Source organism: Bordetella sp. FB-8, from assembly GCF_000382185.1.
Taxonomy (GTDB): domain Bacteria; phylum Pseudomonadota; class Gammaproteobacteria; order Burkholderiales; family Burkholderiaceae_B; genus Bordetella.
In genome coordinates this window covers 2,950,781-2,970,170 of sequence record NZ_KB907784.1, presented here as the reverse complement: position 1 = coordinate 2,970,170, position 19,390 = coordinate 2,950,781, and the positions used below count along the sequence as shown (strand labels likewise).

The following is a 19,390-nucleotide window of genomic DNA, read 5'->3' as shown; positions in this document are numbered from 1 at the left end:
CGGCTCCCGCCTTGCGGTTCTGTCTACGCTGGCGCGTCGACCGAATTGACGCGAACCAGCTTCTTGTTCACAAACTGCTGGATGCCCATGTCGCCGAGTTCGCGGCCGTAGCCGGAGTCCTTGACGCCACCGAACGGCAGCTCGGCATCGGCCCAGTCGATGTTGTTGATGAACATCATCCCAGTGACCACCTGACTGGCAACACGCTTGCCGCGCGCCGTATTCTTGGTAAACACCGATCCGCCAAGGCCAAAGTCCGAGTCGTTGGCCAGTGCGATGGCGGCCGCCTCGTCCTTGACGCGGAAAAATAGGGCGACAGGCCCGAAGAATTCAGCGCGAAATGCCGGGTTGTCTGGCGCGATGTCAGTCAGTATCGTCGTCTCCATGAACGAGCCGGGACGATCAATGCGTTTGCCGCCCATCAGTAACTTCGCACCGTGCTCCACGGCACCGTCGACCTGCTTGAGCAGGTCAGTCAGCGCGACTTCCTGCGACATCGGACCCTTGGTCGTCTTCTCGTCCATGGGATCACCGGGCTGCTGAAGGGCAAGTGCCGCCTGGAACTTCTCGATGAATTTGTCGGCGATCGAATCGAGCACGATGAAACGCTTGGATGCGCAGCAGGTCTGACCCTGGTTGTACATGCGACCCCACACGGCCCACGGGATCGTCTTGTCGAGATCGGCATCGTCAAGCACGATGAAGGCATCGCTGCCGCCCAGTTCCATCGAGGATGGCTTGAGGATCTGACCTGCGCGAGCGGCAACGCTGCGGCCGGCGGCAACGCTGCCGGTCAGGGCCACGCCCTTGACGCGCGGGTCGTCGATGACCCTGTTCGCCTGCTCATGCGAGATCAGAAGATTTGTGTAGAGCCCCTGCGGGGCACCCGCATCCATCAGCAGCTTCTCGAAGGCGATGGCGCACTGGGGCACGTTACTGGAATGCTTGACCACCAGAACGTTGCCTGCCATCAGATGCGGGCCAGCCACGCGAGCCAGTTGGTAATAAGGAAAGTTCCATGGCTCGACGCAGAAAATTACGCCGATCGGGCTGCTTTCCATATGGGCCTCGCCATGCTCGGGGTTGAGCTTTTCCGGGGCGAGGAATTTTTCTGCGTTCTTTGCGTAGTACTGGAGTATGTCGCCGCTAAATTTTACTTCGCCGCGTGCTTCGTCAATGCGTTTTCCCATCTCCAGCGTAGCGAGTTTGGCAAAGTCATCGACATGGGCGTGCATGAGCTTGGCGGCCTTGGCGACAATGGCGGCGCGCTCCTTGTAGCCAGTGTTCTTCCAAGTCTGAAAGCAAGCATGAGCAGCAGCGAGCTTTTTTTCAAGCTGCGCATCACTGATCTCCTCGAACGTCTTCAGGGTCTTTCCGTTGTTGGGGTTGACGCTTTTGTAGGCCATGATCCAAATCCCTATTTAAAATTCAATAGCACGTGTAGCAGCCGAAAAAGAGATGCTCATCGCTATCCGGTATGCGATGCGATCCGTTGACTAAACTCTGCGTTCATCGTCCGGATGGGTCTGTTCCTTAGCGCACATAACGTTGCGGCAAGATGCAAAGAAGTGTTTCAAAAGCGCCCGCGCGCCTCGCCGCCGAACAACTCGGCAAATACGGTGCAGCGGATGTTGCCGGGCCTGATGGGCCGACTCGCAGCAATACGGCTCGGTATCGCTTGACGCTGCCTGGATACGAGTGTGTGCTAGCGCACAGACAGAGAGCGCTTTTGCGGCTAGGGTGACTTACCTACGTTGAGTGCAACACTGACGAGTAAGCAGCGCCCACCGCCCCTCGAGACCAAGGTCGATCCCCATGTCGCAAAACACCACCGTCAACCGCCGCATCGTTCTAAGCACCAGGCCGCGCGGCGCGCCCACCGCGCAGAACTTCCGTCTCGAACGTGCTCCTGTGCCCGAGCCGCAAACCGGCCAGCTCCTGCTGCGCACGCTCTACCTTTCATTGGACCCTTATATGCGCGGCCGAATGAGCGAGGAGCCGTCGTATGCCGCGCCGGTAGGCATAGGCGATGTCATGGTGGGCGCCACGGTCTGCCGAGTCGAGATGTCCCGACACGATGCCTTCGGCGTTGGCGATCTGGTGCTGGGCTACTCAGGTTGGCAGGACTACGCACTGTCCGACGGCAAGGACTTGACGACGCTGTCGCACAACGATACCCATCCCTCACATGCGCTGGGCGTGCTGGGCATGCCCGGCTTTACAGCCTTCATGGGCCTACTGGACATCGGCCGTCCAGCGGCGGGGGAAACCGTCGTCGTCGCGGCGGCGAGCGGTGCAGTGGGTTCCGTGGTCGGCCAGATCGCCAAGATCAAAGGCTGCAACGTGGTCGGCATCGCGGGGGGAGAAGAAAAGTGCCGGTATGTGGTCAACGAACTGGGCATAGACTTCTGCATCGACCATCGCGCCGCCGACTTTCCAGGCCAGTTGGCTGCAGCGTGTCCCAAAGGCATCGACGTCTACTTCGAGAACGTCGGCGGTGCTGTCTTCGATGCCGTGCTGCCGCTGCTGAACACCAAGGCGCGCGTGCCGGTTTGCGGCCTGATCGCGGCATACAACGCCACCGAGCTGCCGCCGGGTCCGGACAGGCTGGGCCTGCTTGTCGGCACGCTGCTGCGCAAGCGCATCAAGATGCAGGGTTTCATCATCTTCGACGATTACGCCTCGCGCTGGAGCGAGTTCGCCGACACGATGCGCGCGTGGGTGCAGGAACACAAAGTCAAGGTCCGGGAAGACATTGTCTTCGGTCTGGAGAACGCGCCCGCGGCCTTTATCGGTCTGCTCGAAGGCAAAAACTTCGGCAAGCTGGTCATTCAGCTTACGCGATAATAAAACACGCATGAACCCATTTTCCACCTCACCCAGGCGAACTCCCATGAACATCCTGATGGTCCTCACCTCCCACGATCAGCTCGGCAACACGGGCAAGAAAACCGGCTTCTGGCTCGAAGAGTTCGCAGCGCCCTACTATGTGTTTGCGGACGCGGGCGCCACGCTCACATTGGCCTCGCCGTTGGGCGGCCAGCCGCCGCTCGACCCCAAGAGCGACGACGCGGCCTCGCAAACCGATGCCACGCGCCGCTTCAAGGCCGACAAAGACGCGCAGTCGGCGTTGGCCGCGACGGTAAAATTATCGACGTTGCAGGCGAGCCACTTCGACGCCGTGTTCTATCCCGGCGGGCACGGTCCTTTGTGGGACCTGGCCCAAGACGCCGCGTCAATCGCGCTGATCGACGCGATGATCGCCGCGGGCAAGCCGGTCGCGGCCGTATGCCACGCACCCGGCGTGCTGCGACAGGCGCGGTCGCCCGAGGGCAAGCCGCTGGTGAAAGGCAAAAACGTCACCGGCTTTACCAACACCGAGGAAGCGGCCGCCGGACTGTCCAAGGTCGTGCCGTTCCTGGTGGAAGACATGCTCAAGGAGCACGGCGCGCATTTCACCAAGGCGGCCGACTGGCAACCGCATGTGGTGGTCGATGGCCTGCTGATCACGGGCCAGAACCCGGCCTCGTCCGAGCCCGCGGCCAAGGCGCTGCTGGCCGCACTGCGCACCGCGTAGATCAGCCCATGACCGTCGCCAACGCGAATGCACTCGACTGATCAAGGGGGGAGGAATCACCCGCGGCCCGGCCAGCGTATCCGCGGAAAGATCCGCTCCTTTCCCTCATGCAGGCCATCGGCGCCCCAGGTACAGGGGCAGCCGTTTTCTGTCGAAAATTCGCCTCCCCGAAAAAGCGAAGATCCGGTGTCTATTGCCGGAACGCCATGATCTGGCCTGACTTGGTACAACTTAGCGGGGCAGTTCTGCTGATTCTCGGCGCTGTCCTGCCCGTGGTGAATCCATTGGGCGATGCGCCGATATTCCTGAAGATGACGCCCGGCTGCGATGAAGAAACCCGCGCCTTCCTGGCCAAGCGCATCGCGTTCTACTCGTTCATTTTTGTACTCGGGTCGTTGTTGCTCGGCTCTTTCGTGCTTGCCGTATTCGGCATTTCGATACCCGTGGTGCAAGTGGCTGGAGGAGCCATTGTGTGCGCGCTGGCATGGAAGGTTCTAGGCGATATGCCGAAGGCGGGCGAGGTGAAACCTGACCAACATCATGCCAAAATCATCGCGCTTGGACGGGCAATTACCCCGCTGACGCTGCCCATGACAATCGATGCCGGCGTCATCTCCGTTGCGATTACCGTCGGCGCCTTTCACTCGGACACGCTCAAACACACTGTCATCCAGCTGCTTGCAGACATCGTTGGCGCCGCGGTCATTGCACTAACCATTCTGCTGACGTATCGCTATGCTCACCGAGTCAGCAAGTGGATCGGAGACACCGGTACAACGGTGCTGATACGACTTTCCGCGTTCATGATGTTGTGCATCGGCGTGGGGATCTGCTGGAATGGAATCAAGTCTCTGCTGATGGAAGTGGGCGTTCACGGCTAGCTCGGTCCCATTCGTAGGGTCGAACTGGAGCGATTGATATGAGGCCCCGACTCTCCCCTAATGCCAGGCGCAATACGGACAATCACGTTTCGCTCGCCATGCAAGGCCAATTGCCTGGCCACACCGCGCAGGGTGGCATCGCCTCACTTGGCCTCGATGACGGCGGCAGCCTTGCCTTCGACAAGCAACCGGCCAGCCAGGCCTTCGATGGTGTCGGTGGGCAGCGCCCACGCGCCTGCTGGCATCTACATCGGTTTTCGGCAACGGCCCGAGCCGCAGCTTCCTGGTCGGGACGCGTCCTGGGGAGGCAGTCCCGCCGTTTTTGCTCCTTGGAGTGATCAGAGCCGACCCTGTGCAGTCAGGCCGAGGTCGCGATCTCGGAAACGAAGTCGCGGTAGGAGCGAAGTGGGCGCCCCAGGAGCGCGGTCAGCCGCTGCACATCGCCGGTTTCAGGGATCATTCCGTCGGTGAGGAAACGCTCGCTCATCAGGCGCATGTCAAAGGCCATCCAGCTCGGCATGAACTGCCGCAGGTTCTTTTCGAACCCGGCGGTGTCATCGCCCGCATAGGCGATCGGGCGACCCAGGACTTGCGTCCAAATCGAGGCGACATCCGCGCCGGTCAGCGTATCGGGACCGACGAGGTTGATTCGGTCGAGGGCAAGCGGGCCAGCAGCTTGCTCGCGGCCGATGAGCTCGATGGCCGCGATTTCGCCGACGTCGCGCGGGTCGACCATCGCCAGACCCTTGCTGCCGATCGGCATGGGATAGACGCCATATCCGGTCACCACGTCCTTGATCGTTATGTCGTTGGTGATGAAGTAGGCGGGGCGCAGGATGGTAGCGTTGAACCCCATCTTCTCGATCATGCGCTCAACGCCAAACTTGCCCGCGAAGTGCGGTACGTTCACGTAGAGGTCGCTGTGAATCACCGACAGATAGACGATCCGCTCGATGCCGGCCTCACGGGCGACGTTGAGCGCGATCAGCGCTTGGGTGTATTCGTCGGGCACCACCGCGTTGAGCAGGAACAGTGTCGAGACGCCTGAGTAAGCGCTGCGCAAAGAATCGACGTCGAGCAGGTCGCCCTGGACGACGCCGACGCCCACCGGAAAGTTCGCTTTAGAGGGATCGCGGACAAGCGCGCGAACATCGGCGCCGCGCTTGGCGAGTTGTTCGACGACTTGGCCGCCGACAGCGCCGGTAGCGCCAGTAACGAGAATGGTCATGATGATTACTCCTTGGTCCAGGATTGATTTGCTTGTCTAAATTTGAAGGGCGCGATGAAGGTCGCGAATCAGCGCGCCTCTGATCCGTTCACAGATCGCCGGTTCGCGGTGCCCATGCGCTGCCCCCGCTGTGGAAAGTTGATTCAGCGGGAAAAATCCACAATGGTCTTGCCGACCTGCGGCTGGGTCCGATTGAGTTCGATCGCCTCGGAAAGCTCGTCAAAGCGCACAACGGCCGCGACCTTGGACTGCAAGCGCCCATGTACCACGTCGTCGGCGATCGCTTGCAGTCGCGCAGCCTCCGGCGTGTTCACGAACCAGAGGCCGCGGCGCCCCGCAGGGGTGCTTGCCAGAATGGCGGGCGAAGCGGTGCTGACGATGACGCCATCGTCGGCGAGCACGGACCACGAGCGGTTCAGCACTTCGCCGCCGACGTAGTCGAGCACCAGGTCGATGTCGCTCGCCGTGGCCTCGAACTGCTCCTTGTCGTAGGCAATGACGTGATCCGCGCCCAGGCTGCGGACGTAGTCGGCGTGCTTGCTCAGGGCCGTGGCAAACACCACGGCACCGGCCTGATGCGCGTACTGCACCGCGAATCCGCCCAGGCCGCCGGACGCACCCTGGATCAGGATGCGCTGACCGGCATGGATCGGGCCGGCGAGATTCAGGCTTTGCCACGCGGCCACCGAAGCGACCGGCAAGGCGGCCGCCGCCACGAAGTCCAGCGAGTCGGGCACCAAACTGAGATTGGCCGCATTGACCGCCACCAAGTCAGCGTAGGCGCCCATGCCGCCCAGCGGCCCCATCACGCGGTCGCCCTTGCGCAGCCCGCTAACACCCGGGCCTACGGCGTCGACAACGCCGGCCAGTTCAATGCCCAGAACGGTGGGCAGTTGCAGCGGATAGGCGTCGCGGACATAGCCCTCGCGGACCTTCCAGTCCAGCCCATTGACGCCCGCGGCATGGACGCGGACCCGCACCTGGCCTGCACCTGCTGTCGGTGCCGCGACTGAGGAAACCTGGGCGGCGCTCGGGCCGCCAAATTCGGTAAGTACCAATGCGCGAACGTTGTTCATATGAAACTCCTTTGAGGGATAGTTTGGGCGCGACAAATGGCGCACAACCAAACAATACGCAGTTCCATATTCAAAACAAAGACTCTAAAATATAGACGGTTTGGATCAATAATGAGACACCATGGATCTCAATGCCCTCGAAGACTTTCAACTGGTGGCCATGCACGGCGGCTTTGGAAGAGCCAGCCGCGCCAGCGGCCGGCCCAAGGCGACCCTATCGCGTCGCGTCGCCGATCTCGAAGAAGCACTGGGGATTCGACTCATCGAGCGAGGCGCGCATAGCCTGGCATTGACCGAAGCCGGTCAACTATTGCTCAGCAGAACAGAGGGACCGATGCACGAGGTCGCCGACGCGGTAGCCGCGGCACGGGATGGTCTTGCCACGCCGCGAGGCCGTCTGCGTATCGCGGCACCGCTGCTGTTTTCGCAGACGGCACTGGGGCTGCTTGCCGCCAGGTTCCGGGTGATCTATCCCGACGTCGAGATCGAAGCCGTGGCCGAGGATCGCATGGTCAATCTCGTTGACGAACATTTCGATGTCGCCATCCGCATCAATCCGCGCAAGGACAGTGTGCTGGTCGGCAGGTGCTTTGCCAAAGACAGGTTGGTTCTTGCCGCCGCACCATCGGTTCAAATGCCCAAAGGTCGGCGCGACAAGCCATTCAAGGTTCCGGCAGTCGTCATGCCGACCTACCGCGACGGCGATGTATGGACTGTGCGCAATGGGCAATTCACCGTTGAACCGCAACCCGTTCTACGCCTGTCGTCACTCTTGATGGTCCGCGATGCCATCGCTGCCGGCGCAGGGGCGGCCATGGTGCCGCAGTCCATCATCGCAAGCCTGCTGGAAAAGGGCGAACTGGTGACGTGGGGCATTGCCGGCGACGAAGTCGAGCTTTGGGTTCTGCACACGTCTCGCCGTTTGCAGAGCCCCAAGGTTCGGGCCTTCGTGGAGTTCATGTGCAACCAGTACCCGAATGGATCATTCACCATCCCGATCCGGTAAGGTGCGGCGCACAACAAGACGCGCACGCAACTCGGCGTTTTCGGTTTCGAGTCGAGCCAGGCGATCGCGCAGCGGCCGAACCGCCTCGGTGATTTCCTGCTCGGTGAATCGCGGTGTGATGTGCTGCGGGCAATTCCAGTCGAACGTTTCCAGGCGCAACCGAAAGACGCGTTCGAGTGTGGCTTTGTAGTCGGGCACGGTAACAAGCGCGGTCAGCGCCGGGGCGTCATCGAGCGCAAGGATTTCTGCGTGCGCGTAGACCTTGAGCCGGGCGCGGTGGACGTAGTCCATAAGAAACAGGCAGACACGGCCGTCGGCGGCAAGATTGCCGGTGCTGATGTATTGGCGATTGCCGCGATAGTCGGCAAAAGCGAGCGTCCGATCGTCGACCAGCTTGAAAAAACCGCGTGGACCGCCGCGGTGCTGAACGTAGGGCCAGCCCGTTTCCGAAACCGTTGCAAGGTAGAAACTGTCGCGCTCGGCGATGAAAGCGGCTTCGCGCTCGGTGAATCGATCAAAGTCGCGATGCCCTTTGAAGTCCTGCCAGAGGTGATCGACGCCCATCTTGGCCTGCACAGCCCTGACGCTGGGCGTTACGGCGATATCGAGAAAACCATACGACATGATGGGCCTCCATTGCTGACATTGAATCGGAATTGACCAGGGCCTGACAACGCTAAAAAACCCTGGGTCAGACGAATCATGTTCCTTTCCATCCTTATTGATAATTACTTAAAATAAAGAATGTATCCACCAATTATTGGAAGACTGAATTGGACCGTCTGGAAGCCATGTCGATGCTGGTGGCGGTAACGGAGAAAGGCAGCCTGTCCGCGGCGGGACGGGATTTGCAGGTGCCGCTGGCCACCCTCAGCCGCAAGCTTTCCGACCTGGAAGCACTGCTCGGCACCCGGCTGCTGATCCGCACGACACGCAAGCTCACGCTCACGGATGCCGGTATCGCCTACGTTGCGGCGGCGCGCCGCATCCTTGAAGAGGTCGACGAGGCCGAGCGCGAAGCGGCCGGTGAGTTCACCGAGCCCAAGGGTGAATTGGTCGTGACCGCGCCGCTTATGTTCGGGCGCCTGCATGTGTTGCCCGTTGTCGCCGATTTCCTGGCGGCTTTCCCCGAAATCAACATCCGGCTCATTTTGTCCGACCGCAACGTGGATCTCATCGGCGACCACGTGGACATGGCGGTACGCATCGGGGCGCTGCCCGACAGCTCGATGGTGGCAACACAAATCGGCGTGATGCGGACAGTGACGTGCGCCAGCCCCGCGCTCCTTGCCGATCGTGGTACGCCGCAGACCCCCGATGATTTGCTGCGTCTTCCCTGCGTAACCGTGGATACCCCCATGCCTTCGCCATCCTGGCGCTTTCGCAATCCACGATCGGGCACTGCGATCGACGTGCCCATCCTGCCGCGCTTGACCGTCACGACCGCGGAAGCCGCAGCCCAGGCGGCAATCCGCAAGGTCGGCATCGTCCGGTTATTGCATTACCAAGCGGCACAAGCCATCGAGCGCGGTGAGCTGCAAATCTTTTTCGAGGCGTATGAGCCACAACCGGCTCCCGTTCATCTTGTCCACGTAGCGCGTGGGCAGATGCCGTTGAAAATGCGCCGCTTCCTCGATTTTGCCGTGCCACGCCTCAAACAGCTACTCGGTGGTATCAGTTCCACGCAGACCAGCCCTACCAAATAATGGAATAATTATTCTCAATAAAGTCGGATTCTCTTTATAAATGCAAGCGCGTAAGGTTCGTAATCAAGCCCCGAGTCGCAGCATGCCGCTGCAAGTATCGGAGAGATTGAGATAAAAGGAGAATCCCGTGCGCGCCCCCACCACCACACCCGATAGCCCAACCGCGCCCGCGATCGCATCGCGCGGCAAGATCCTCATGATGGCGATCATCGCCGGCGCGGTGATCACCAACATCTATTGCACCCAGCCTATCTTGCCGTTGATCAAGGCAGGCTTGAGGGTCGACGTGACAAAGGTCGATTTTGTCGCCGCGGCAGCGCTGCTCGGTTTTTCGACCGGACTGGCGTTGCTGTTGCCGCTTGGCGACCGCTTCGATCGGCGCAAGCTCGTGCTCGGCCAGATCGCGCTTGCCTTCGTCTTCGCGGCGGCGGCGGCCGTCGCACCCGGCATCTGGACGCTGATCGCGGCTTCTTTCGGTCTTGGCATCGTCAGTTGCGTGCCGCAGCAACTCGTGCCCTTCGCAGCCGTCATGTCACGGCCGACAGAGCGGGGACGTTCGGTCGGAACGGTCGTCAGCGGCATCATGGTCGGCATCCTGCTCGGCCGCACGATCGCCGGCGCAGTCGGCGCGGCATACGGCTGGCGCGCGGTCTACGGCCTCGAAGCGGCATTCATGGTGCCGGTCTTTGTCGCCGCCGCCTTGCTCCTGCCACGGGGCGTGCCCTCCACGACACTCTCCTATGGCCGACTGCTCGCTTCGCTTTGGCCATTGGCGCGGGATCATCGTCCGATTCGCGAATCGATGATCATTCAGGCGCTGCTGTGGGCCTGCTTCAATGCTTTCTGGGTCAACCTGGCGGCGCTCCTTGCCGATGGGCCGTGGCATCTGGGCAGCGCGTGGGCGGGAGGCTTCGGTCTCATCGGCGCGGCGGGTGCGCTTGCCGCGTCACTCGGCGGCCGTGCCTCCGATCGGATCGGGACCCGCGCCGTGGTTGGAGCCAGCATCGGTATCGTCACGCTGGCTTATCTGCTGCTCTACGGCGCGAACGTGTCTCTGGCTTTTCTGGTGCTCGGCGTCATTGTGCTCGACATCGGCGTGCAAGCCGGCCTGGTATCCAACCAGACCCGCGCCTTTGCCGTCGATCCGTCAGCACAGGGCCGCATCAACAGCCTCTACATGACCGCCACGTTCTTTGGCGGCGCCGTCGGCACAATAGCCAGCGGCTGGCTGATGGCCCGCTTCGGCTGGACCGGCATCGTCGTCTTCGGTATCGCACTCGGGCTTGTCGCCTGCGCAATTCACTGGATAGGCGCGCCTGGCCGCACTCGGGGCGCCGCGGGTTGGGATACCGCCGGCTTCAGGCCAGAATAACGTGGACACCTGCCCATCTCTTGCCGACCTGCTCGAACCGGGCCTGTCGGTCGTATTTTGCGGAATCAATCCCGGCCTGCGCGCGGCGTCGACGGGCCATCACTTTGAAGGCAGAAACAACCGGTTCTGGCAAGTCCTGCATCGTGCAGGTTTCACCCCCGAGCAGATCCGTCCCGAAGACGATCACACGGTTCTTCGATATGGCTGCGGTCTTACCACCGCGGCCCCACGACCGACCGCGCGGGCTGCCGAGCTTTCGCGCTCGGAACTCGAACGGGCCGGGGATGCTCTGCGGCGCAAGATCGAGCTGTACGCGCCACGGTACGTCGCTTTCCTCGGAAAGATGGCACTGTCGGCGATTTGCGGCACGCCCGACATCGAGTGGGGACCGCAAGCAAAACCGTTTGGCGGTGCGCGCGCATGGGTCTTGCCCAATCCAAGCGGATTGAATCGGGCATTCGACCTCGATGCGCTGGTGGCTGCTTATCGGCAATTGCGCATTACTGCACTGTGCATGCGCTGAATCCGGCAATCGCTGAAGGTGGGCGATCGTCGAGAACTCAAAAACAGGCAAGACGAAAGGCAGCTTCCATTTGCTGCTGTTCTCTGTGGGAGATTGAAAGAGAATCGGCGATCGTCTGCCACTGCGAAACAACATGAATCTGGTTCGAAATAATTTCTTCGGCCTGCTCAACGGAAACTCTGAAGTAAGGCGCAACGGACTGCGCCAATTCCAGATCCATCGCGTTGTCCGACTCGCTGATATTGAGCTTCAGTCCGTGGGCGCGGGGTGCCGGATTCATATCGAATGCTGGAGAAAGTGCCCACCCCTGTCCCGGTTTCAGCAGAAAACCGTGGTTGCGCAGATGGTCATCGGTATTGGACACGAGTAGATTGAAGACAATGCGCGACCATAGCTCTCGCAAATCGGCATCGGTGCTCGCGCCGTCGGTCATCAACACCTGCGCGATTTCCAGGTAGCTTGCGCCTGTCGAGGCATCATCACCATCCTGATGGCCGGTCAGGTTCATCGCGGAAGCAAAGTGCCGCCGCCGACCCTGCAACGTGCGATCGAACCGTTTAACCAGGAAGGTGTGGTGAGCACTGCCGAACCGCCGGACCAGCGCATCGGGCACGTCAAGCCCACAGGCATTGGCCAAGGTGTACGCCACCATTTCCCAGGCTCCGACGTCATAGTCGTCACGCACACTGGGAAACTTGGCGATCCAGAGGTGTCCTGTTGGATCGACCACGCTGGCCTTGGGACGTGCGCCCCCTAATGAAGCGCCGGGTGCGATCAGCATGCGCAGCCATACGTCGACTTCGCTCGCCGTATTGTCTTCATCGCGCTCGAGGGCCAGGCTTGCGGCCTCTAGCGCGCGCAATTGCACAAACGCAGGCGCTGCAATGTCGTGCTGATCGTCCAGGAACGGGCCTTCGTCGTCACGCCGAAAACGCAGCGCACCGACGCGATATGCGTCATGAGCGCCCATCAGGTAGTCCGATTCATAAAGCCGCGTCTTGGGGTCGGCCCGGCCGGCGCGCTGCGCCCGCTCCAGCCGCCGGCGCATCAACAGGCGCCCCCATCGATCCGGGCTGGCGTCACTGAATGCGCCAAACGTCTCCTGTCCTTGTGGCGGATACTGTCGGCCCGTGAACCAGCCGAGCCGCGGGTCGAGCTTGAGACCAGCCATATCTGGCCGATTCAGCACTTCGTCGTCGAATTCGTATTCGAAGACTTCCTGGGCGGCAGCGAGGTGCGTGTAAAGCCTGCCTAATCTCAGAGGCTCGGCAAGGCCGTCCCAATCTCCATAGACGGCAATAAGCCCGTTGTTCATCTCGCCGGCCCCTTCTTGCCCGGCTTGGGAATCTTGATGAGAGAGGCCAGGCTGTCTGCGCTGACGAACGTGTCATCAGCCGTCCAATTGCCCGCGACGGAGGGTTCGGCCTTTTCGGAGGGAGCAGGCGTAGAGGCCGGACGCTTGGGCGCAGGGGGTGCAATTTGCTTTGTGGCGCGTGATCGCCTTGGCAGAGCTGCATCCTGCAGGTTTCGGCCGAGTAGGTCGTCCTTTAGCAGGAGATCCAGGTCTTTGTCCGCACCCAATACCTGCATGACGGCCAAATAGGCGCCTATCGTGACCCCGGAACTGCCCCGCTCCAAACTCCGCAATGTGACTGGCGTCATGCCCGCCCGTTCCGCGACCTGCTTGCCGGTCAGGCGACGGCGCAGACGTCCCAAGCGTAAACGCTCCCCGAGCTGCTGCAAGCGCAGCTCGGTACCTGGCAGTAAGGGAGCGGTTTTTTTAGCCATAAGGATAATATTATTACTTTAATAGGCAAAAATAGAAAGAATATTATGCTCTTATTCCCACTCAGTGGTTTCCGAGGGCCAAGCTTCTGGCACGCATTCCCGCCTCTGCCGGCGGCTTCGTGCAGGACTCTACCCGCTCCAACCGTCTGGCGACGATGCGATAGAATTTTGACGTGCGTTCGTCGACGCCCGCTGCTCACCATGGCCCACCCGGTTCGCTGGGACGGCGTGAAGACCTTCGACTGAGCTTCCCTTGTTTCGCGGAGCGCGGCAGTGAGCACCATCCCGATCCGGTAAGGTGCGGCGCACATCTTGAGCCGTGGCAAGGGTGACTACAGCATCGCGCTTGGTCGCCATGCGCTGCGCCAGGTGGTTCAACGTGCGTCGCACAGCCGCAACGGGGCCGCATGGGCAAGTCCGATCAAATTGAAATCCGGCTTCTCATCCTCGACGGATTGCAGGAAGGCGCGCAACGGCGCATCCAACCAATGCGTTACGCGCGCCAACAGGCGCTCGCGGCTCTCTAACAAGGCCGCGTTGCCGGATTCAAAGCATGTCAGAAAACCGCTTTGCCGAATCTGCAGCGATCACTTGCACGGCAATCCGATATGAATATATGATCCATATATGAATTATATATAGAGAAAAATATGGGTATCGTGAACATCGACGACGATCTACACGATCAACTGCGCAAAGCGAGCGTCGTGTCTTGCCGGTCGATCAACGCGCAAGCGGCCTTCTGGATCAAGGTTGGCATGCTGTGCGAAATGAATCCGACGCAGAGTTTCAATGAGATTGTTGCGCGAGAATTGCGAGCGGCAGGCGTTGTGACGAAAACCATCAAAGCGACGTCGGCATGAGCAAGCGCCCCGAAGAAATCGCATTACGGGCAGCGTCTGGCTGGTTGCTGGAGGATGTGTCCGGCCACCTGGATCAGATGAACTTGATCGGCCGTCAACCAGTCAGGTCAACAATCCGGTCGGTAGGTGAAAAAAGGAAACAGCGATATGACAGCTCCATTTTCTGGCGGGTGTGCATGAGGAGCGATCCGTTATATCTGCGCGCGTGCGCCAGTTGCGACGCTCAATTGCCATTGCCTGGACTGTCAGCGCTCAAGTGGCGCTCCTTTCGCTTCCGGCTTGCTCGTGCGGGTCTCGGAGATGACGATCAGCGGCACGCCGAAGACATACTCGGTTCGTGCTAGCAGCGGCAGACTCGCGACTCGCAGCTTTTGCTCCGCTTGCGGCTCTCCTCTGTTCACGCGTGGCGAGACTGCTCCAGAAGTTATGTCCATCCGTTTCCCTACGCTGGACAATCCGTCGGGGTTTGAGCCGATGCTGGATATCTGGACATCTAGTGCGCAACCGTGGGTGTGCCTTAGTCAGGCAATTCCTCACTATCCTCAATCGCCCTAATTCGCTCGCAGCCGATTGCACTCTCTGGTCAATTTTGCTCGCGCATCCCCCAATACGGGTGGCGCCTATCGCCCCTCCGCTCCAAGTTGACTAAGGAAGCTCCGATAGTCGGTCCGCACCCACTCCTCGATCAGACGGCCGTCATCGTCGAACCGGAAGATGTTTGACAGATCCCAGACGACACGCTCTGCGTTCGGGGGAAGTGGGCCGACTGGCGACTGTGTGAACTCACGAACAAATCGTCCCTCAATCCACGTCTGGCAAGCGACGTAGCCACCTTCGACGATGATAATGCCCCGACGGATCGAGCGATCGTCGAACGCTGCTCGTATGGACTTGAAGTAGTCGGTAAGCCCGCTGTAGTCCGCCTCGAAGCCGCCGGGACCGTGAAAGCGGAACCGTTCCGTGTCGAAGTAACTGTCCGTCTCAATCTGATCCCCACCTATTACCTCGAGTTCGCCAGCCTTGATCAAACGGGCTACGAGTTCATCGCGCGTGAGATGCATGTCTTTTCCTTTCTGGGCCATCCGTATCTGAATTGACCGCTCGCCGATCGATGACGAGACCGCAGCAATCGCGACGGTCATGCCAAGGCGAAGCGCACTTTACGCCCCACTCAAATTCCGCTAAGTGCGCTTGGCGGCGAAGCCTTGGCGCGGCTGTGGATGCCGTATGAGAGCCGTCACGCAGGCAGCCTCCCAGCCTCTCTTGGGTGTCCTCGCTCATGCACTTGCGCGCACATATTTCGTGTCTGTCGCGGCAGCGACCGTGAGTCTCGCAGAGAAAGATGACGTCGAGCCGCAGGCGAGTAAGGGCTGGTGTTGGACCGGTGCGTGTGTCAGCGCGTACCGGTCCAGCAGAAATACTACCATCCTACTTTGGTGCCTGTTTAGACGACCCATCAGTCGTCGGTGTCAGTTTGTAGCCAAAAAATTCAATCGCAAATCGCGCTAAGGATGATCTGAACAACACACTGGCCGATCGAATTTGATCGAGCTGGCCGGTTTCCCATCTGACACGTTCGCGGCCGCCTTTCGCTCTCTCCCGGCCATTCTTTTCTGCGGCTTCGCTCTGCGCGAATGGCTCGAAGTGCGCAGGGGGTCCGTCTGGCGCCCCCGCGCAAACTAGTGTTTACACGGATTCAAGTACGTCCGATTGCGTCGTAAACAAGCGTGGGCGCGTTGTGCGCCGAGGGCCGCTCGCGTCTGGACGCATCGCATCGCGACCGCCCCACATCCTCTGCGATGGTTTTCGGGAAAAATAAATGTTGATAAGAGGCATTTCCATCAAGGCACGAATCGGAGCGACCATGGCATTCCTGGCGGCGCTGCTGCTGGTGGTGGGCCTGCTGGGCCTGGTTGGCATGAGCCAGACCAACGACGCATTGCGCGACACGGCGACCGTCCAGATGCCGAGTGCCACGGCCCTGAGCAATGCCGAGATCTTCGCAACGCGGGCGCGCCTGGCGCTGGACCGCGCCACACTGGTGATGGGTTCGTCGGAAGCGGACACGATAGTAGGACGATCGCATGGATTTATCAGCCAGTCCGACAAATGGTGGAGCACGTTCCTGGCGATGCCGCGCTCGACGCAAGAAGACCACCTTGCAAGCGTGATCACGGCCAAGCGCACCGCCTACAAGGCGGCCGTGAAGGAATATGAGAGCGCCATCACCAACAGCAACCGGATCGCGCTCGCCGAAACGGCGGGCCATATGCAGACCGCCTATAGCGCACTGTCGGCTGCCGACGGCGAACTGAACAAATACCTGATCAACGAAGCGAACAGCGGCTACACAAAAGCGCAGGCTACGTTCGGCCTGCTGCGCATTGTGACGATCGCCGCGCTGGTGGCCGGCCTGGTGGCCGCTTTCGGCTCATACCTGGTATTGCGCCGTGCCATAGGCACCCCCCTGAAGGAAGCGTTGGGCCATTTCGATGCAATCACCTCGGGCGACCTGCGCCGCGCCATCGTCGTGCGTACGCGCGATGAAATGGGGCAGTTGATGCAAGGCATCGCGAAGATGCAACAGGGTTTGATCAAGACGGTATCCTCGGTGCGCAGCGGCAGCGAGTCCATCGCTACGGCAACACGCGAGATCGCAGCGGGCAATATCGACCTGTCCTCGCGCACTGAAGAGCAGGCGTCGGTGCTTCAGGAAACCGCATCCAGCATGGACGAACTTACCAATACGGTGAAGCAGAACGCGGACAATGCCCGCCAGGCCAGCACGCTGGCGGCCAATGCCTCGGAAATCGCCGGCAAGGGCAACGCCGTTGTCAACCAGGTGGTCGACACCATGGGCGACATCAATAAAAGTTCGGCCAAGATCGCCGAGTTCATCACGATTATCGAAGGCATCACCTTCCAGACCAACATCCTTGCACTCAACGCGGCCGTGGAAGCCGCGCGCGCCGGGGAACAAGGACGCGGGTTTGCAGTGGTAGCCAGCGAAGTGCGCAACCTTGCGCAGCGCTCGGCCGATGCGGCCAAGGAAATCAAGACACTCATCGAAACCTCCGTCGAACGCGTGCAAACCGGCTCGGCGCTCGTGGACCAGGCCGGCCGCACCATGGGCGAGATCATCGCGGCGGTCAGCCGCGTAACCGACATCATGGGCGAAATCGCGGCTGCTTCGCAGAAACAGTCCCATGGCATCGAGCACGTCGCCAAGGCAGTCATACAGATGGACGAAGTAACGCAACAGAACGCCGCGCTGGTCGAGCAGGCCGCAGCCGCCGCCCAATCCCTGGAAGACCAGGCGGCCGGATTGCGCGATGCCGTGTCCATCTTCCGCTTCGAGGCGTCGGCGGCCGGCATTACCTCGGGCGACGGCCAGGGAGCCCGGCCGCGGCTGGCGCTGACGATGTAACCCTATAGGCGCAGATGCGCCAGGGTACTGGCGGGGCCGGGCCTGCCGATAAAGTAGCCTTGCATCTGGTCGCAGCCCAACAACTTGAGATGCTCCAACTGCTCTTCGGTCTCAACGCCTTCGGCCGTCGTCTCTATGCCCAGGCTGCGCGCAACGCCGATGACCAGCGTGATGATCGCCACCGCGTCGCGCCTGCCCGGCACGTCGCGCGTGAAACTCTGGTCGATCTTGATCCGGTTGAACTGGAACCGGCGCAGCGTTCCAAGCGACGAATACCCCGTACCGAAATCGTCCATGGCGATCTGCACCCCGGATTGCTTGAAACTGCTCAAGGCTTCCAGCGTCAGCTCGCCATGGTCGAGCAGCGTGGATTCTGTGATCTCGAGTTCCAGCCGGTTAGGGGCAAGGCCGCTTTCATCCAGCGCCTGCCGCACCGATAGCGGCAGTGCCCGGTTGCGGAACTGGACCGGAGACAGATTGACCGCGATGCGCAACGACTGATTCCATTTCGCGGCCTCTCGGCAAGCGGTACGCAGCACCCAGTCACCGATGGCGTTGATCAGGCCGGTTTCCTCCGCCACGGGAATGAAATCGGACGGCAGCACACGGCCTATGGTCGGATGATTCCAGCGCAGCAATGCCTCGTATCCGCAGATCAAACCTGTGCGCGCATCGATCTGAGCCTGGTAGTGGACTTCGAATTCCTCCTTGATCAAGGCGCGCCGCAGATCGGCCTCGAGGGACTTGCGTCCCAGGAACCGCGTCTGCAACTCCTGGCGGAAAATACAGGCGCGGCCGCGCCCCAGCCGCTTGGCTTCATAAAGGGCGAGGTCCGCCTGCTTGAGCACCGTGTCCGACTCCAGCTCGCCGCGTGTAAGGCAGATGCCGACACTGACGCCTACATTGATCGCCCGTCCACTGATGATGTAGGGGTCGCTCATTTCGGCGATCAGGCCCTGGGCCTGTTCCAGGGCCTGCTCCTGCGAACTGGCCGTGCTCAACACGGAAAATTCGTCGCCGCCCAAACGGCAGACCAGGTCCGCCTCGGTGGTCGAATACTTCAGGCGAGCACCCACCTCCTCCAGCAGGACATCTCCCACATCGTGGCCGAGCGTGTCGTTGACGTCCTTGAATCCATCGAGATCGAGAAAGAAGACGGCAACCGACGCACCGCCGCTCGCGGCGGCCTGCAGGCGATTGTCGAGTTCCAGACGAAAGAGCATGCGGTTCGCCAGGCCCGTCAGGTAGTCGTGATTGGCCAGGTGCGCCATCTGGTTGCTCTGATCGAGCATCTCCGCGGAGGCTACGCGCAGATCGTCGACAAGCTGGTTCATGTCGGATTGGGCCCGCCTGAGCAGACGGTTCTGGCGCAGCAGCATGAGAATCAAGGCAACGCCGCACAGCATAAGGCTGCCGGCCAGCGCGGAATAGAACAGATGCAGTTTCTGCAGGTCTTTTTCCTGAGCGTCGATCTGAGCGGTATTGGCTGCGATGACGCGAGCGGCAAGCCTGGCCATAGGCGCGTCGAGCTTGCCCAGCCGCTCGATCTCGACATGAAAATCGGCAGGAGGCGGCGCGTCCAGCCCTTTGTCCAAGGCCCATAGGGTGTCGTGCAGATCGGCAAGTAGCGTCGCGCGTGCCCTACTCTGCTGCATGAACCGTCCCAGGCTGCCTTCCTTGAGCTGGTCCAGCCGTCCCAGCATGATATCCACGCGCAGCCGCAAGTCATCGGCGTTCACGCCAGGCGTGCCAAGCTGATATTGTGCAAGCTCGTGTTCGAGCCGCATGTATTCCGACAGCGTCTGGCTAACGGACCATGAATCGATATCGCGGGAAACTTCATGCAGCGCAGCCTGCCGCTGCGTGATGACATAGGCCACATAGGCCGTCGCCACCACGGAAAAGCAGATGATGACTGCGATAAGGCGCTTCACGGCGACCTT

The 19,390-nt window shown here is 60.9% G+C and carries 18 protein-coding genes and 1 pseudogene; 11 read left to right on the top strand and 8 right to left on the bottom strand.

Annotation, left to right across the window (positions count from 1 at the left end; genetic code table 11):
- Positions 1-23: 23 nt before the first annotated feature.
- On the bottom strand, positions 24-1,406 hold the full coding sequence (locus H143_RS0114160; RefSeq protein ID WP_019938909.1) for an NAD-dependent succinate-semialdehyde dehydrogenase: 1,383 nt from the start codon (positions 1,404-1,406) through the stop codon (positions 24-26).
- 409 nt (positions 1,407-1,815) lie between these two features.
- Here H143_RS0114160 and H143_RS0114155 point away from each other — a divergent pair, with 409 nt between their 5' ends.
- From H143_RS0114155 to H143_RS0114145, 3 genes are all read left to right on the top strand, one after another.
- Positions 1,816-2,847, top strand: coding sequence for an NADP-dependent oxidoreductase (locus H143_RS0114155; protein ID WP_019938908.1), 1,032 nt, complete (start codon positions 1,816-1,818; stop codon positions 2,845-2,847).
- A gap of 46 nt (positions 2,848-2,893) precedes the next feature.
- Positions 2,894-3,577, top strand: a complete 684-nt coding sequence (locus H143_RS0114150; protein WP_019938907.1) for a type 1 glutamine amidotransferase domain-containing protein — start codon at positions 2,894-2,896, stop codon at positions 3,575-3,577.
- Between the two features lie 206 nt (positions 3,578-3,783).
- The gene (locus tag H143_RS0114145) at positions 3,784-4,458 is read left to right on the top strand and encodes a MarC family protein (RefSeq protein ID WP_019938906.1); all 675 of its coding nucleotides are present in this window, start codon (positions 3,784-3,786) and stop codon (positions 4,456-4,458) included.
- 358 nt (positions 4,459-4,816) lie between these two features.
- On the opposite strand, the gene H143_RS0114135 is transcribed toward H143_RS0114145, so the two are convergent.
- Both H143_RS0114135 and H143_RS0114130 read right to left on the bottom strand, forming a co-directional pair.
- Positions 4,817-5,686, bottom strand: coding sequence for an SDR family oxidoreductase (locus H143_RS0114135; protein ID WP_019938904.1), 870 nt, complete (start codon positions 5,684-5,686; stop codon positions 4,817-4,819).
- A 143-nt stretch (positions 5,687-5,829) separates the two neighbouring features.
- Positions 5,830-6,762 carry an NADP-dependent oxidoreductase gene (locus tag H143_RS0114130; RefSeq protein WP_019938903.1) on the bottom strand — a complete coding sequence of 311 codons (933 nt, stop codon included), beginning with the start codon at positions 6,760-6,762 and terminating at the stop codon, positions 5,830-5,832.
- Between the two features lie 121 nt (positions 6,763-6,883).
- Between H143_RS0114130 and H143_RS0114125 the strand changes: the two genes are divergently transcribed.
- On the top strand, positions 6,884-7,768 hold the full coding sequence (locus H143_RS0114125; protein WP_019938902.1) for a LysR family transcriptional regulator: 885 nt from the start codon (positions 6,884-6,886) through the stop codon (positions 7,766-7,768).
- Here H143_RS0114125 and H143_RS0114120 read toward each other — a convergent pair.
- Complete coding sequence (locus H143_RS0114120; protein WP_019938901.1) at positions 7,745-8,392, bottom strand: pyridoxamine 5'-phosphate oxidase family protein; 648 nt, start codon at positions 8,390-8,392, stop codon at positions 7,745-7,747. The two genes, H143_RS0114125 and H143_RS0114120, sit on opposite strands and share 24 nt — an antisense overlap.
- Positions 8,393-8,541: 149 nt before the next feature.
- Between H143_RS0114120 and H143_RS0114115 the strand changes: the two genes are divergently transcribed.
- The 3 genes from H143_RS0114115 (at position 8,542) to mug (ending at position 11,369) form a co-directional block, all read left to right on the top strand.
- The gene (locus H143_RS0114115; RefSeq protein WP_019938900.1) at positions 8,542-9,474 is read left to right on the top strand and encodes a LysR family transcriptional regulator; all 933 of its coding nucleotides are present in this window, start codon (positions 8,542-8,544) and stop codon (positions 9,472-9,474) included.
- A 196-nt stretch (positions 9,475-9,670) separates the two neighbouring features.
- Positions 9,671-10,846 (top strand): MFS transporter, encoded by a 1,176-nt coding sequence (locus tag H143_RS0114110; RefSeq protein ID WP_081627139.1) that lies wholly within the window; start codon positions 9,671-9,673, stop codon positions 10,844-10,846.
- Position 10,847: 1 nt separating this feature from the next.
- Positions 10,848-11,369: a G/U mismatch-specific DNA glycosylase gene (gene mug / locus H143_RS0114105; protein WP_019938898.1), complete on the top strand. Its 522-nt coding sequence runs from the start codon at positions 10,848-10,850 to the stop codon at positions 11,367-11,369.
- A gap of 37 nt (positions 11,370-11,406) precedes the next feature.
- Here mug and H143_RS0114100 read toward each other — a convergent pair whose 3' ends face one another.
- Positions 11,407-12,684, bottom strand: a complete 1,278-nt coding sequence (locus H143_RS0114100; RefSeq protein ID WP_019938897.1) for a type II toxin-antitoxin system HipA family toxin — start codon at positions 12,682-12,684, stop codon at positions 11,407-11,409.
- Positions 12,681-13,157, bottom strand: coding sequence for a helix-turn-helix transcriptional regulator (locus tag H143_RS0114095; RefSeq protein ID WP_019938896.1), 477 nt, complete (start codon positions 13,155-13,157; stop codon positions 12,681-12,683). Before H143_RS0114095 ends, H143_RS0114100 begins: the two co-directional genes overlap by 4 nt.
- Before the next feature lie 650 nt (positions 13,158-13,807).
- Between H143_RS0114095 and H143_RS0114085 the strand changes: the two genes are divergently transcribed.
- The 3 genes and pseudogenes from H143_RS0114085 to H143_RS23275 all read left to right on the top strand — a co-directional run bounded on the left by H143_RS0114085 (position 13,808) and on the right by H143_RS23275 (position 14,575).
- Positions 13,808-14,020 carry a ParD-like family protein gene (locus H143_RS0114085; protein WP_019938894.1) on the top strand — a complete coding sequence of 71 codons (213 nt, stop codon included), beginning with the start codon at positions 13,808-13,810 and terminating at the stop codon, positions 14,018-14,020.
- Positions 14,017-14,141, top strand: a pseudogene (locus tag H143_RS22980) (type I methionyl aminopeptidase); the annotation flags it as partial. The gene H143_RS0114085 and the pseudogene H143_RS22980, both read left to right, overlap by 4 nt.
- 65 nt (positions 14,142-14,206) lie before the next feature.
- A complete protein-coding gene (locus tag H143_RS23275) occupies positions 14,207-14,575 on the top strand; it encodes a GFA family protein (RefSeq protein ID WP_196801362.1) in 369 nt (122 codons plus the stop codon).
- Positions 14,576-14,640: 65 nt separating this feature from the next.
- Here the strand turns inward: H143_RS23275 and H143_RS0114080 are convergent, their stop codons facing one another.
- Entirely contained in the window at positions 14,641-15,162 is a 522-nt protein-coding gene (locus H143_RS0114080) for an ester cyclase (protein WP_019938893.1), read from the bottom strand.
- Between the two features lie 677 nt (positions 15,163-15,839).
- Here H143_RS0114080 and H143_RS0114075 point away from each other — a divergent pair.
- Positions 15,840-17,447: a methyl-accepting chemotaxis protein gene (locus H143_RS0114075; RefSeq protein WP_019938892.1), complete on the top strand. Its 1,608-nt coding sequence runs from the start codon at positions 15,840-15,842 to the stop codon at positions 17,445-17,447.
- A 2-nt stretch (positions 17,448-17,449) separates the two neighbouring features.
- Here H143_RS0114075 and H143_RS0114070 read toward each other — a convergent pair whose 3' ends face one another.
- Complete coding sequence (locus tag H143_RS0114070) at positions 17,450-19,381, bottom strand: bifunctional diguanylate cyclase/phosphodiesterase (RefSeq protein ID WP_019938891.1); 1,932 nt, start codon at positions 19,379-19,381, stop codon at positions 17,450-17,452.
- Positions 19,382-19,390 lie beyond the last annotated feature (9 nt).